At 52.4% G+C, this 14,227-nt stretch carries 14 protein-coding genes; all 14 read right to left on the bottom strand.

The features are described 5' to 3' along the window. Positions 1-35: 35 nt before the first annotated feature. Positions 36-1,208 carry a Gfo/Idh/MocA family protein gene (locus AC0YNS_RS27665; RefSeq protein ID WP_475784156.1) on the bottom strand — a complete coding sequence of 391 codons (1,173 nt, stop codon included), beginning with the start codon at positions 1,206-1,208 and terminating at the stop codon, positions 36-38. Further along, positions 1,205-2,077 carry a sugar phosphate isomerase/epimerase family protein gene (locus AC0YNS_RS27660; RefSeq protein ID WP_475784189.1) on the bottom strand — a complete coding sequence of 291 codons (873 nt, stop codon included), beginning with the start codon at positions 2,075-2,077 and terminating at the stop codon, positions 1,205-1,207. Before AC0YNS_RS27660 ends, AC0YNS_RS27665 begins: the two co-directional genes overlap by 4 nt. A gap of 14 nt (positions 2,078-2,091) precedes the next feature. Beyond that, entirely contained in the window at positions 2,092-3,138 is a 1,047-nt protein-coding gene (gene uxuA / locus AC0YNS_RS27655) for a mannonate dehydratase (protein WP_475784155.1), read from the bottom strand. Positions 3,139-3,368: 230 nt separating this feature from the next. After that, positions 3,369-4,616: a M24 family metallopeptidase gene (locus tag AC0YNS_RS27650; RefSeq protein WP_475784154.1), complete on the bottom strand. Its 1,248-nt coding sequence runs from the start codon at positions 4,614-4,616 to the stop codon at positions 3,369-3,371. Positions 4,617-4,745: 129 nt separating this feature from the next. Further along, positions 4,746-6,293 (bottom strand): response regulator transcription factor, encoded by a 1,548-nt coding sequence (locus tag AC0YNS_RS27645; RefSeq protein ID WP_475784153.1) that lies wholly within the window; start codon positions 6,291-6,293, stop codon positions 4,746-4,748. 42 nt (positions 6,294-6,335) lie between these two features. Further along, positions 6,336-8,108: a sensor histidine kinase gene (locus tag AC0YNS_RS27640; RefSeq protein ID WP_475784152.1), complete on the bottom strand. Its 1,773-nt coding sequence runs from the start codon at positions 8,106-8,108 to the stop codon at positions 6,336-6,338. Positions 8,109-8,209: 101 nt separating this feature from the next. Next, positions 8,210-9,925, bottom strand: a complete 1,716-nt coding sequence (locus AC0YNS_RS27635; RefSeq protein WP_475784151.1) for a type 2 periplasmic-binding domain-containing protein — start codon at positions 9,923-9,925, stop codon at positions 8,210-8,212. Between the two features lie 90 nt (positions 9,926-10,015). Further along, on the bottom strand, positions 10,016-10,897 hold the full coding sequence (locus AC0YNS_RS27630) for a carbohydrate ABC transporter permease (protein ID WP_475784150.1): 882 nt from the start codon (positions 10,895-10,897) through the stop codon (positions 10,016-10,018). 12 nt (positions 10,898-10,909) lie between these two features. Beyond that, positions 10,910-11,881 carry an ABC transporter permease gene (locus AC0YNS_RS27625; RefSeq protein WP_475784149.1) on the bottom strand — a complete coding sequence of 324 codons (972 nt, stop codon included), beginning with the start codon at positions 11,879-11,881 and terminating at the stop codon, positions 10,910-10,912. 162 nt (positions 11,882-12,043) lie between these two features. After that, on the bottom strand, positions 12,044-12,532 hold the full coding sequence (locus AC0YNS_RS27620) for a hypothetical protein (protein WP_475784148.1): 489 nt from the start codon (positions 12,530-12,532) through the stop codon (positions 12,044-12,046). Between the two features lie 26 nt (positions 12,533-12,558). Next, positions 12,559-12,984 carry a hypothetical protein gene (locus AC0YNS_RS27615; protein WP_475784147.1) on the bottom strand — a complete coding sequence of 142 codons (426 nt, stop codon included), beginning with the start codon at positions 12,982-12,984 and terminating at the stop codon, positions 12,559-12,561. Continuing rightward, the gene (locus tag AC0YNS_RS27610) at positions 12,981-13,127 is read right to left on the bottom strand and encodes a hypothetical protein (RefSeq protein ID WP_475784146.1); all 147 of its coding nucleotides are present in this window, start codon (positions 13,125-13,127) and stop codon (positions 12,981-12,983) included. Before AC0YNS_RS27610 ends, AC0YNS_RS27615 begins: the two co-directional genes overlap by 4 nt. A gap of 12 nt (positions 13,128-13,139) precedes the next feature. After that, entirely contained in the window at positions 13,140-13,292 is a 153-nt protein-coding gene (locus AC0YNS_RS27605; RefSeq protein WP_475784145.1) for a hypothetical protein, read from the bottom strand. Between the two features lie 29 nt (positions 13,293-13,321). After that, a complete protein-coding gene (locus AC0YNS_RS27600) occupies positions 13,322-14,212 on the bottom strand; it encodes a hypothetical protein (RefSeq protein WP_475784144.1) in 891 nt (296 codons plus the stop codon). Between the last annotated feature and the right edge of the window lie 15 nt (positions 14,213-14,227).

Genomic DNA, 14,227 nt, shown 5'->3' with positions numbered 1-14,227 from the left:
AGGCCACTCTCCCTTATTTGGATGAATTGGATTGGTTAGAACGTGCCCGTAAGATCAGCCGGTTTGGTTTCTGCTGCAGCCGCCTCAGGCTTCTGAAACGTCGAGCTTGCGATTCGTTTATTCAGCTCCGCCTCATGCAGCGCTTCGTCCAGCGGCAGATCCACCCATCCGTCCAGCCAAGTGGACAAATGCATCGCATTGGAGAGCGTTAAGCCCTTAATTCCTTCTTCACCCGGAGCAACGAGCGGCGTTCCCAGCAGGACGGCATCCGTGAAGTTTTGCAGAATACCTGCATGCTCCGGGCTCGGTCCCGAGCTTGGGATATCGATTTTCCAGCATTCCGGCGAAGCGAATGGTTCCGTGTTGCGGGCGTTGAAAGCCGCTTCTTCTTCGCGCAGACGCCAGAACGTCATTTTATCGTTCTCGATTACGATTTTGCCGCGGCTTCCGGATACTTCAAGACGATTCGTGCCCGGCGCATCCGAAGTGGATGTGATAAATACCGCCGTTGCTCCGTTCTCGTACTCGGCGTAAGCCGTCACGTCGTTCTCGACTTCAATATTCCGATTCTTGCCGAATTGACAGAATGCGCGCATCCGGGTTGGCATCATGCCAGTCGTCCACTGCCACAGATCGAGGTTATGCGGGCATTGGTTGATCAGAACGCCGCCGCCTTCGCCGCCCCATGTAGCACGCCAAGTGCCGGAGTCATAGTAAGCCTGCGTCCGGTACCAGTTGGTAATGATCCAGTTGATGCGACGGACTTCGCCGATCTCGCCGGATTGAATCATTTCGCGCAGCTTCTGATAGAGCGGATTCATCCGCTGGTTGTAGACGATTCCGAAGGTTTTGCCGCTTGCCGCAGCCGCTTCGTTCATCTCCCGCACCTGCTTGGCATAGACGCCTGCAGGCTTCTCGATCAACACATGCATGCCTTTGTTGAAAGCTTGGATCGCTTCCGTAGGATGATCGTAATGCGGTGTAGCCACGACGACGGCGTCAATAAGGCCGGAATCGATCATTGACTCGGCACTCTCAAACACAGCGATTTTATCTCCGAACTTCTCTCTTGCCCAGTCCCGTTTGCTTGCGAAACCGTCGCAGACCGCCGTGAGCACTGCACCTTTGATTGTGCCAGATGTCAAAATGTTTGCGTGGCCTGAGCCCATGTTTCCGATTCCGATAATACCATAGCGAAGCTGTTTCATTCGTTGATCTCCTCCATCCAAGTTTTCATCTGATTGGCGTACGTCTGAAGCATGGTTCGTGTATCGAAGGTGTTGCTGAAATCCTCCACGCCAAACCAGCCGTCGTATCCGACAGCCTTCAGGTCGCGGAGCACTTGCTTCCACGGTACTTGACCGTTGGCGATAGGGCTCCAGTTGCAAGACCATTCTTGCGATTGCAGCGGGTCTGATAATTCCTCGCGTGGTGGCTGCCAGCCTGCATTCTTAACATGAACATGCGCTAAATATGGGCCAAGCAGCTCCATGCCCATCCGATAATTCTCGAACCCTTCATAGACCATATTGCCGGGATCATAGAGCACACCAATGCAATCCGGATCAAAAGGCGATACGAGACGGTGCGCGAGCGAAGCACTTGGCGCAATCGTTACATGATGAGCTTCCACCAGCGCTTTGACACCATAGTGGCGGGACAGCTGCTCTACTACCTTGAGGTACGCGGTCGCTTCCTCGTAGAGCTCGTTATAATTGCGCGTGCGGTTGTAACCGGGCACGCCGACGCGAATCATGGATGCCCCAAAACGCTTAGCAAGCCGCATGACATGCTCTGTGCTTTCAATGTCGCCGCATTGGATATACGGCGTTATGGAGATGGTCTTCATGCCCGATCGGTTCGCCGCCTGTTCGAAACGACGAATCTCTTCCTCATCTGCATGCTGCGAAAGTGTGCAGATATTGTTTCCCCAGAAGGAAGGCGCCTCCTTGCGAAGCTCTGCCGGCGTGTCTTTGCAGCGCCATTCGATGCCGCTGATTCCGGCAGCTGATGCTGCTTCGCATAGCTCTTCCGGCGTAAGGTCCGGTGTCGCAACCGTGAATACAGATAGTTTCAACATATGGCTTGCGGTCAGCTCCTTGTCGTTGAAATCGCTTCCCAAATCCCGTTCAAATACGTTGCGCCAAGCGCACGATCATAGAGTCCATAGCCGGGACGTCCTTGCTCGCCCCAAATCATGCGGCCGTGATCCGGACGAAGCGGACCGGTAAATCCGGTTTCGTGCAGTGCTCCCAGAATCCGCACCATATCGATGGAGCCGTCGGACGAGCGATGCGACGATTCCTGGAAGGAACGCGGACCTGTACGAAGAATGTTTCGTGTATGTGCAAAATGCAGCTTTCCTTGTGAGGCGAAATGGCGAATGATCGCTGTTAAATCGTTATCTTCGTTTGCACCGAGCGAGCCCGAACAGAAGGTAATGCCGTTCGAAGGGCTGTCGACATGCTCAGTCAGACGCTTCAATTGATTGAAATTGCTTACGATACGCGGCAGGCCGAAGATTGGCCAAGGCGGATCATCAGGGTGAATGGCCATTACGACGCCGGCTTCTTCGGCGACCGGAATGATGCGCTCCAAGAAGTAAGCGAGATTGCTCCAGAGCACGTCCTCCGTTACTTCGGCGTAGGCGTCGATAAGCTGTCCCATCTCTTCCTTGGTGTAGCTCTGATCCCAGCCCGGCAGCGACAAGTCACCGTTCACCGGATCCATGCGGGAAATCGTTTCGTCCTCGAACGTCAATGTCGTGGATCCATCCGGCAGCGTATAGGCTAATTGGGAGCGTGTCCAGTCGAAAACGGGCATAAAGTTGTAGCAGATGACCGGAACCCCTGCTTCGCCAAGACGGCGAATCGTTTGACTGTAATTTTCAATAAGTCGGTCACGAGAAGGTCGTCCCAGCTTGATGTCTTCATGTACGGGAACGCTCTCGATTACCGCCAGCCGCAGCCCTGCGGCTTCGATCGTTTCTTTGAGCCGAAGGATGGATTCCACCGGCCAGGCTTCACCGACCGGCACATCGTAAAGTGCCGTTACAATCCCGTAAATCCCAGGAATTTGGCGGATATTCTGCAAGGTGACAGGGTCGTCATTGCCAAACCATCTAAACGTCATTTTCATCGTATAGCACCTCTTGGATTCGGTAGATTCGTCGTTTTCCGTTTATTGACATATCGATTCAGCATTATTGTAGCACAGCAAGGTCCAATAGAAATCGGCTTTACCGATTACCTTAACCACAGTTAAATCTAATAGAGAAGTACCGCATCTGAGTCAAGCTGGCGACAACCGGAAACGCAAAGAAGCTGCCTGCGAGCAACTTAACGTTAACTCGCAAACAGCTTCTTCTTCTATGGTATAAGAATTAACCCTTCAGGCGATCTTGTGAGAGGCCGGCAGCCGGTGTCGGTAATGAGGTAGCTGTTCTCGATTCCGACGACACCGCGTCCCGGGAAGGTGAACTTCGGTTCTACCGCAAGCGTAATGCCCGCTTCGAGCGGATCGCGGAATCCCTTCGCCAACACAGGCCACTCATCGACCTCAAGCCCGATCCCATGACCAAGGAATTTGACCTGATTGATGCCATAGCCCATAAAATGATCAGCAAGTCCTGCGTCAGCAGCTTGCTTCAACGCAGCCGCATAGATGGACTCGCTGGATGTTCCAGGTCGCATCAGCGCTTCCGATTGACGAATGATGAGCTCTGCTTGCGCATACGCCTCCGCTAGGTCATCAGTCAGACTGCCGATTACAGCCGTTCGCGTTTGATCGATGATGTAGCCATCGATACAGCAGCCGATATCGATCAGAATCGGCTCCCCCCGCATGATCGACTTGCGACTCGTGCTTTGCGGAAAAGCAGGTCCAAGGCCGAGGCCCCCTGCCGGACCATCGAACGCGCTTGGAACGGCAGCCGCTGCGCCTGAGCCGAGCATGCCGGTCGTAATTTCCATGTTGTAGCTTCGCGTACGCATCAGTCCGATATGACCGCGAATGCGAATTTCATATTCGATTCGAGCCATCAGCTCAAGCTCGGTAAGGCCTTCCTTGATGATGCCGACAGCAGCTTCCAGCGCTTCTGCGACAACCTGTGCGGCAGACTCGATACGGCCGACTTCCCATGGTGATTTCACCATCCGAACACGCCGCACGAGAGTCGATCCGTCTACTAAGGAGCAATCGTTGCCTCTCCCTGCCAGTACTTCGGCTAACTTGGCGAATGTAGCTGCCGGCAGGACATCCATTTCCGTTGCAATTGTCACTACTTGTGCGCCGCCGCTGCCAAACACGGATGGATGATCCTGCTCTAACTGCGCGCGGAATTGACGCAGCGAGTTCAACGCTTGCACTTGCACCGCCGACTCCTGCAACGCCCGTTCCACACTGCGTCTCACATAGAACACCGCCGCGCCTTCAGCGGGAATAAAGACATATCCGGCCTGCATCGAGCCGGTAAAATAATAGAGATCCACATGCTGCGTGACCAGAAAAGCATGTATACCTGCTGCGGCCATTAGCTGCTGCAGCCTATTGATACGCTCGGCGATTTCGTTCTGCTGTACTTGCATCGTTTCTACCCTTCCACTATTCACCTGCATACGCAACCGCTCCTTGCTCCAAGCTTATTTCCTCCATTACAACAAAAGAACAGCGGCTCCGTCAACTTGACGTCAGCTCCGCTGCTCTCCTGATTGTCCATTCGATTAATAATTGGCCATGCCATCCGATCATCCGAGCAGCTTACTCCTTGCCTTGCTTCGGTAATCCTGTGGACTGATCCGGTATTTATCACTAAACAGCCGCGAGAAATATCTCGGGTTCGCAATCCCGACCATGGTGGAGATTTCGTAAATTTTAAGGTCCGACTGTGCCATCATTGCCTTTGCCTGCTCTAGTCTGTAGTCCTGAAGGAAATCTAAGAAGCTATGTCCCGTTTCGTTGCGAAACAGCGTCCCGAACCAACTGGGGCTCAAGTTAACCTGGCGGGCAACGGTGACCAGATCGATGTCCTCCTGATAGTTGCTGCGGATATACGTGATCGCATCGCGGATTTCTTGGCGGCCGCGATGAATAGGCAACGTCCTGCGATTTAAGCTTTCAATTAGCTGCTTGACGATTATAGAGAGGCCGGTGACATGCTCGCAGTGCTCGATGCCAGCAAGAATCCATTCGCGAACATTGACCGTCCCTTCTTCCGTCTCCACAACGACGTCCTCTCTAAAGCAGCCGCTAAGCTCGAAGCCGGCATGCTTCAGCTGTTCAATACCCGGCTTCGAATAAACGGAAATTTCATCCAGCCACGAATCCAGCAGCGCTCCGATGGAAACCGGATCGCTGTCTACCGTCGCCTTCTTTATGCCCTCATAGAGCATCTTCAGTCTAGCACTAGATGCTGACGTCTCCTCGCCCGGGCTGCTTTCATTAAGGATGACAGTCCCTTTCGGTTCATAGAAAGCCTGATCGAGCAGCTTGCGGCAGGTTACCAGCGCATCCGGCAGTTGTGCCAATTTAAACTTGGGGTCCGTTAGCGATTGGAGCGGCTGTATGCCACGAATCGTGCATTCTTCATAGCCCTGCTTCAAAGTATGCATGGTCCAAGCATTGAAATCTGCGCAATGATTCGTATCGCTTGAAGTGAGCAGGACTGCCCAGAGCGGCTCTGCCAGACGAATGACGAATGACGTGTAAGGTGCCTCATCTTTCTCATAGGCATCTATCAGCTGCGCCGCTTCATACTTGACCTTGCTGGGAAACCGCAGCAGGCAGAGCCTGAATTGTTTGTAGACCGACAATTCGTATTCCATAGTCTCCAAGGATGCCGATGCACCTCCGGAGAGCAGCCGGTCCTGCAGCAGCTGCCTAAGTGTCCAATGCTTCTGCAGGCGCGTTTTGCGAATATCCTCGACCGCCCTATCCAGACAGGCGATGAATTCTGTCTCGCTTAGCAGCAGCTTCGTCAAATAATCAACCGCACCGTTCCTCATGGCGCTTTGCACTTTCTCGAAGTCCTCGAAGCACGTCAACAGGATGACTGCCGGCGGCGACGTCATGCCGCGGATGCGCTTTAATAAGCCAAGACCGTCAAGGATCGGCATGCCAATATCCGCAATCACGATATCAGGCTGCAGTTTCTCAATCATGCGCCAAGCCTGTTCGCCGTTCTCCGCTTCCCCGGCAATAGCATAACCGCGGGCTGCCAAATCGAATGAACGAATGCGCATCCTGGCTAACGGTTCGTCATCGACGATAAGCAGGCGAAACGTAGATTCATTCATTCGCTAACCTCCTGTAATAGGGAGTTTGACGGAGTCAAACTCTCACAGCTTTAGGAGTTCTCCCGCAGCTTTGGGAGTTCTCTCATCTTCCAGCCGTGGCAATAGAATAACGACAGTCGTTCCTTCACCGTATTCGCTGCGGATGGATAACCCATAGCGCTCTCCGAAATGAAGCCGAATCCGCCGATGAACATTCAGCACCCCGATGCCGCGCTCGCTGCCCGGATCCACGTCTTCCCGCAGTGCCTGACGCAGCCATTCCAGTCGTTCCTTCGGAATGCCGACGCCATTGTCGCGCACATAAATCGCGACGGCTCGTTCCTCGACATGAACTGAAACGTCAAGCTCACCTTGCCGCCCTTCCAATGCATGCAGTCCATGGAAGACCGCGTTTTCTACGATTGGCTGCAACACGAGCTTCATGACCGGCATCCTTGCAATCTCCGGCGGCGCCGACCCAATCCGAAACTGGAAGCGGTTACCGTAGCGGACGGATAGGATATGTAAATAATCGCGCGCATAGAGCAGTTCTTCTTCCAACGGCGGTTGTTTGTTGTCCTCTAAGCTATATTGGAGCAATCGACAGAGCACGGCCATCATTTCGTGCAGCTCTCGCTTAGGGCTGACGTCAATCATGATGTCTATCGTATTCAGCGTATTGTACAGGAAATGCGGATTGATCTGCGATAGCAGCACTTGCATGTCAGATTGGCGCTTTGCTTCCTCCGTTCGCTGCAGCCCGATAACAAGATCGGATATTTTGCCGGTCATCTGATTGAACTGATTCGCCAGCTCACCCAGCTCATCTCGCTGCTTCACCTGCACTTTCGCTTCCAGGTCGCCTCTGGCAACCTTGCGAATTCCTTTGGTCAGTGCGAGAATCGGCCTCGTAAACCACCAAGAGACGGTAATATATATGCCCAGAAAACCGATTAGCCCGAACAACAGCAGCGACCAAGCGATCTGCCCGAGCGGCTTGAATCGGTTCTCCAGTTTATTGACGTCGCCGACGACGATGACTTTCCACTTTAGGTTCGTATTCATATACGAGACGGAATGATAGACGCCGGCTTCCTTGAAATAACGGAGCGCCTGAGGCAGCGTCTCCACGTTCTTCTCCTCGACAAGCTTTCTTCTTCCCTGCGTCGATGGGCTTGCCCAGATGTAGTCGATCAATTGATTGTCGCTGCCATAGAGCAGTGTCTGCGTATCGTAGCTGCCGGCGAAGGCCGCGCTCCGATCCAAAAAAGCAGACAAGTCCACGAGAAACGCCAGATAGCCGGAAGTATGGCCCTCTTCATCGAATACCGTCTTTGTCACAAGGCTCGTCGGGCCGTATGCGCCTGTTCGGCCGATATCGGAACGAATCGTATCCGACCATTCGAACACGCCTCGACTCTCTTCCGCCTGCTTCCGCACAAGCTGCTCTTCCTTCTCCGAGAAATTTCCCCAGAAATTTTGCGGATACCCCGTAATAACCCCGTCATTGCGTAGATAAACAATGCCTCGTACAAAATCGGAGCGGATTTGCGCGGCCGTATGCATGGAACTGCTTAGATTATCGCCCGAGCCACCCTCCTGTTTAATCGTCTGCTCCATTTCCAGCATGTTATAGGTAATTTCACTGTTATAGATGGAGATTAGGTGCGTAACCTGACTGGACATGCCGGCAAGTGCTTCGTTCTGCGTTTCCCTGAGGAACCCGAGCGTATAGTCCTTGGCGATTTGAACGACGAAGAACACGAACAACGTGCTTGGTATGAACAAGAGTACAATTAATTTGGCGCGCGAACCAAGCGCGAAGCGAGGATTCAATCTCGATGCACCCTTCCATGGCGGCATGATCCGTGAATAGACAAGTATACTCACGAATGCACGGATGCGCATTCATGAGTATACCGAATACCTTTAGAACCTTATTGTTTCTCTACGCCTAGCTGCGTGGCAGCATCGTCGATGAGCTTCTGTCCGCCTGCTTTCTTCCATTCTTCCACATAAGCGTCCCAATCGTCAAAGGAACGTTTGCCGAGCACGAAGGAAATTTCGTTCTTGTTCTGGAAGTCAGTCAGCTTCTGGCTCGTTGGACCATCGAGCGTCAGGTTCATATCAAAGTTCTTGTAGCGCGGCATGGCGATAACCTGCTGATTCCATTTGCTTCCGGTCACGCCAACCGGCTCATCGTCATAGACTTGCCAGATCAGCGTGTAACCGAAGAACTGCCAATCTGCGAGCGATTGATACTCCGGTTTCGCCTTCGAGAGATGAGAATCCTTGATGAAGAAGACGTTCGTGCCGTCGTCGTTCAGCTTTACGGTGGAGTCATCCGGGAAGATCTCCGGCCCACCGCCCTGCGATACCGCCCAATAATTCTCGTTCGGGTAAATCATCGTATCAAGCATATGGGCAAGGCGCATCAATTTGCCTTGGTCATCCTGCAGCTTCTTGGAGAAAATGAACATGCCTCCCGGATTGCCGCCCGGTCCGTACATGCCGCCTTTACCATCGTTCGATTTCAGTGGATTGAGCGGTTCCCACAGCGTAGCTGCCACTGCATCCTTCTTCTTCGCATCGTACTGCTCCTGCACGATATTCCAACCCGGGTACCAGACGAGACCGATCTGATCGTTCAAGCTGTAAGCTTTGAACGGCTCCCAACCAATCGTATACCAATCCGGCGCGAGCAGCTTGTTGTCGTACAACTTCTTCACAAATCTTAGGAACTGCTTAGTCGTGCCGTCGAGCATCGGATGATTGATCTTGCCGTCCTGATCATTCCAGCTTGGATGGCCGTACATCGTCTTCAGCGCGTCCATCATTGTCCATCCGTTGCCGGCGCCGGCAGCGCCCATCAGCCAGGTATCGGCTTTGCCATTCTTGTTAGGATCCTTCTCGACGACTGCTTTCGCATAAGCGAACAGCTCGTCTTCATTCGTCGGCATGCTCATGCCAAATTCCTTTAGCCAATCCTGGCGGATGAAATAGGCCCAGTTGTCCGGGAAAACGCTGTAACGCGGCACCCCGATTAATTGATCATCCTTCGTGGTCGCCCAGTTCTTGTATTCCTTCGTGACATATTCCATCGCCTGCGGCATGTATGGCAGAACGTCCTTGCCGTCGAGCAGTTGGCCGGCATTATAGAGCGATAATGCGACATCCTTGACCGGCATCATAACCATATCCGGTTCATCCCCGGAAGCAAAGCGCACGCTAACGGAGTTTTTCAGATCATCCGCGTTCATGCTCGTGAATCTCAGCTTCACGTTGAATTGCTTCTCCAAGAATTCCTTCACCTTATCTTCAGGCACCGACTGGTTGAAGGAGCCGGATACCATGATATCTAGGTCGTAGGATTTGCTCATATCGTCGTACGAGTAGTTGGATTTATCTACAGCTTTCGGCACTTTCGGGAACGCGTCTGGGAAATTGAGCTCTGGGAGCGGCGGCTCCGCCTTGCCATTGTTGGCATCTCCGCTGCCATTATCCGCCGCCGCGTTATCGCCGCCTCCATTATCCGTCGCAGCTGCATTGTTATTGGCGGCGACGTTGTTCGTCGAATTGTCTGAGCAAGCGCTCAACATGGTAACGGAAGCCAAAAGTACGGCCAGTACTGAATAGGTCATTTTCTTTCTCATGGCTATTGATCCCCTCTCTGAAACCAATGATATATGTGAAGAAGCGCCTCCGGATGGCTTCTCGACACCTCTGGTAATGCTCAACTTTCCTTACCCTTTGACAGCCCCCATGTACATGCCTTTGACAAAATGCTTTTGCAGGAAAGGATAGACGCATAGAATCGGTACGAGTCCGATGACAACCGTCGCCATCTTGATCGTTTCGGTGCTGACAGCCTGTGTAGATTTCAGCATCCCGTTCATGTTGTCGCCGCTGATGGAGTCCACGGTCAGCATGTTCTTAAGCACCATCTGCAGCGGATAGAGCGACTTGTCATTCAAATAAAGCAGTGCGTCAAACCAGCTATTCCAATGCGCCACGAGATTAAACAGCCCAATGGCAGCCAGCGCCGGTGCCGCAAGCGGGAGCACGATTCGCGTCAAAGTGTTCCATTCCCCCGCTCCGTCGATTTTGGCGGATTCGATGAGCCCATCGGGCAGGTTCTCAATGAAGATCTTGATGACAAGCAGCCCGAAACTGTCTACCATAAGCGGCAGAACCATCGACCAAAGCGAGTTGATGAGCCCCAGCTGTTTGATGACGAGATAGGTTGGAATCATGCCGCCATTCAGTAGAATAGTAGCCAAAACAAAGAATAGAAACAGCTTCCTGCCAGGCAGCGTCCGCTGCGCCAAGACGTATGCCCCGATTGTCGTCAACGCCAATGAAAGCAGCGGCCCGACCGTGCTGCGGAAGACGGAAATCAGGAACGAATGCCACACAACGGAGGAAGCCATTATCCGCTTGTAGGCCTCAAGCGTAGGTTCCTTCGGAATAATGACGAAATAATTGCGTTGAATCATTTCCGCTTTGGTCGTGAACGACATCCCGAGGACGTAGACCAGCGGGAAGATTGCGGTGATCGCCACCAGAATAACGATACTATGAATGATTATCTGATATATCATATCACTTCGCGATTTATAGATCATAAGGCCCCCATTCTACCAGATGCCTCGGCCGGTATATTTTTTGGCGATGAAGTTGCTCGAAATAATGAAGACCATGCCAATGATGGACTGGAAGACGCCGACAGCCGTTCCGATACTGAATTGAAGCCGATTAAGTCCTTCACGATACACCCAGGTCTCGATGACATCTGCGGAATCGAGCACGGCCTTATTATAGAAGAGCAAAATCTGCTCACCGCCCGCAAACAGGATATTGCCGAGGCTGATGCAAAGTACAAAGGTGATCACAGGCAGAATGCTCGGCAGCGTAATCGCCGTGATTCGTTTGATCGGTCCAGCGCCATCGATCGTGGCCGCCTCATACAGCTGTGGATCGACAGTCGTCAGTGCCGCTAGATAAATGATCGTGCTCCAGCCGATTTCCTTCCACAGTGCGGAACCGAGCAGCAGCGGACGGAACCAAGTTTCCGATAGAAAGAACTCGAATCTGGTATAGCCCATCCATGCCAGTACATTGTTAACGAAGCCGGAGCCCGTGGAGAAGAATGCAAACACGATCCCATAAACGATAACCCACGAGAAGAAATGCGGGATGTACACTGCGCTTTGCAGCCATTTCTTCATCCTGTTCGAGGCGAGATCATGGAACATGATGGCCAGAATAATAGGCGGGAAGAAGCCGACCAAGATGCGGAGCAAGCTGATTTCGACCGTATTCCGCAGCACATTGACGATTTCGGGATCCTCGAACATAATGCGAAAATTATCGAAACCGACCCATTCGCTGCTGAAGACGCCCGTACCCAGCTGAAGATCCTTGAACGCAACGATCCATGCCAGCACTATGGGCCAATACCTGAAAATAACGTAATACGCGATGACGGGCAGAAACATCAGATAGAGCGCGCGATGATCCACAATCCGTTGCCATAGGCCGCGTTTCGAAGGAGCCTGAGCCCTGCCGGGATGCGTAGCTGCGACTGACTTAAGGCCTGGTTTTGCCAATTTTGCTTCCTCCTTCTCACTTTCCGAAGCGTTGCCGGTTTGATAAACACAGTATAGCAAACGCTTACAACAGAAAGGTACACTGTGAAACTGAAAAGGTGCACAAATCCACTGAGTTTTCGACTGCGTTTGCCGCACAACACAAAAAGAACAGCGGCCCCGTCAACTTGACGTCAGCTCCGCTGCTCCTTTGATCATCCACTCTATTGGTTCCATTACCGTAAATACGCGGGGATATACAATCTTGGCGATCAGAATGACGCCGGGGCGGTGCAGTGTTACCTCATAGTCGTAGGTATCATTGCGATACGTATATGGGAACGCCGCAGAGTCCCAGTTGATTACCTGGAAATCAACGACCTCCACTCGCTCCTTCAAATAGGAGCCGGGCAAAGGCTGCCCGCTCTCATCCAGCTGCAGATTGCGCTGCAAATAAATTCCGGCAGCCTTGCTTGCCTCAAGCTCATCAATATGCAGCCTGCCCTCTGCCAGCGCAGCTTCATCCACCTGCTGTGCCGCTGCATGTGCGGCGCGATTAATCGCATGTTTGCCCTGAAACAGCGCTGTAATCGCCAGCTCCTCATCGGTTTGAAGCGCGTGCAGCAGCATCCATACGACCATCATCAGCATGACAAGCACCAGCTTATACATACGGCAGCTTCCTCTCCCCGGAATGGTTATGGGACATATTCACTCATCTTCATCCCAGAGGCTCGCAGCTTCGTATTTGCCGGTGGCGGTGCCAGCCCAATTAGCCGGTCGATGGCAAGCAAACCTTCGATGGGATAGCTCGCTGTCAGTGACAAGGATGTTCCCCTTAGCAGCGGCTGGGCGGCGTCGGTCGCTGAGGCGCCGCTCCCTGAGCTGACCACGAATTCGACTGAACTGGGGAGGAGCCCATATCTGGCTAGTCGAAGTTTGGAGGCCTGCAGCATGGCGGCATCAATGTAGCCATGGTCGCCGTTAGCGCCAATTTCCAACATGTAATCGACTTCCTGCTGAAGAACGGCCTGCCGGACAATCAGCACATGCTTATAAATCGGAGAAAACATAAACCAACACATCATAGCTGACAGGAGGATAAATACAAGCAAACTTTTCACGGGCTCATCCTCCGAATACCATCACTCATATGTCTCCCAGACCGCTCCAGTTGAGACTTTGTCCCTTGTTCACCACCCGTTACGCCATTGTAAAGCATGACTGCAACGATGATGAGCAGCAGCGTCATCAATAACGAGCGCATGCCACAACCTCCTTAAGGAAGGGGAATCGTACTGATTTTCGTATTTGCCGCATTGCCTTGTGTTTCGATTTGATCCTTCGTTCCGGTTGTATCTTTGCCTACAATCGCATTAAACAACAGGACAACAACAATCAGCATCATGACGGTTATCAGAATATTCCGCATGCCCTCACCTCCTTTATAGCCTCAATTTGTTAATTTAGGGAGCTAAACAGCTTCTGCCCTTCTCGGACCCATGGGTATATAAAAATCTGAAAGGTATACATGATCGGAAGCCCTGCTATGGCAAATAACAAGTAGGATGTCGATTCCTTGCGACTGTCCTTAGCCAATTCCAGCTTCTCCTTGTAATCTTGGATTCGCTCTCGCAGCAGCTCATAATACTGGTCGCTCTCATGGAGCCGCAGGGAATCGATCGTCTCAACGAAGCTCAGCCCCTCCTCGGTTCCAAGTTTCAGCTTAAGCCGCCTTAATGCCCCTTCTGCATCGTGATACCACTCGCCAAGCAGCATCTGCAGCTCGCTTCGCATGGTGCGCGTGTAAGGCAAACAGCGCATCAGCTTCGTATGAATATGAAGCGATGAACCTGCCAGATAAAGCAATTGATTGCTGACGACATAAATCTCCTTGGTCATCCGCTCTGCTCTCGTCTTCCGAATCGCTTCCAGCCAAGGAATATCCCAGAGCAAGAACACGATCACGATAGACAGAAGTAGCGGCGCGCTTATACGCGGCAAAGCATTCCATTCCACATATGTGAAACCGTACGCTGCAGCCGACCAGATCGGGATAAGCAGAAAGAAGAGACGGCGAAGCAGCACATACAGCGCCGCATCACCTGTATAGCCGCATCCGGCGAGTAGTCGTTCTCGCTCCTTGAATAAGCTGCTTTCGCGACTGATTCTCGCAAATGAAAGCCATTGATCGCTGACCGTCTTCTTCCGCCAATGCTGCATGAATACATGCACATAACGCGGCTTCTTAAACGTCAGAAGCTTCATTAGTGAGGCGAAGAGCAGGAATAATGCTGCATATTGTCCGCCAAGCGCTGCCCACATGACCACTTTCGCAATAGAGTCACTCATAGTTGACTATGAACC

Source organism: Paenibacillus sp. J22FR21 (assembly GCF_056269135.1).
This window is presented reverse-complemented; position numbering and strand designations above follow the sequence as displayed.

Bases quoted from the DNA above. Each gene is read 5' to 3' on its own strand.
- AC0YNS_RS27665 (WP_475784156.1), bottom strand. From the start codon at position 1,208: ATGAAACAGCTTCGCTATGGTATTATCGGAATCGGAAACATGGGCTCA.
- uxuA (WP_475784155.1), bottom strand. From the start codon at position 3,138: ATGAAAATGACGTTTAGATGGTTTGGCAATGACGACCCTGTCACCTTG.
- AC0YNS_RS27650 (WP_475784154.1), bottom strand. From the start codon at position 4,616: ATGCAGGTGAATAGTGGAAGGGTAGAAACGATGCAAGTACAGCAGAAC.
- AC0YNS_RS27645 (WP_475784153.1), bottom strand. From the start codon at position 6,293: ATGAATGAATCTACGTTTCGCCTGCTTATCGTCGATGACGAACCGTTA.
- AC0YNS_RS27635 (WP_475784151.1), bottom strand. From the start codon at position 9,925: ATGAGAAAGAAAATGACCTATTCAGTACTGGCCGTACTTTTGGCTTCC.
- AC0YNS_RS27630 (WP_475784150.1), bottom strand. From the start codon at position 10,897: ATGATCTATAAATCGCGAAGTGATATGATATATCAGATAATCATTCAT.
- AC0YNS_RS27620 (WP_475784148.1), bottom strand. From the start codon at position 12,532: ATGTATAAGCTGGTGCTTGTCATGCTGATGATGGTCGTATGGATGCTG.
- AC0YNS_RS27610 (WP_475784146.1), bottom strand. From the start codon at position 13,127: ATGCGCTCGTTATTGATGACGCTGCTGCTCATCATCGTTGCAGTCATG.
- AC0YNS_RS27605 (WP_475784145.1), bottom strand. From the start codon at position 13,292: ATGCGGAATATTCTGATAACCGTCATGATGCTGATTGTTGTTGTCCTG.
- AC0YNS_RS27600 (WP_475784144.1), bottom strand. From the start codon at position 14,212: ATGAGTGACTCTATTGCGAAAGTGGTCATGTGGGCAGCGCTTGGCGGA.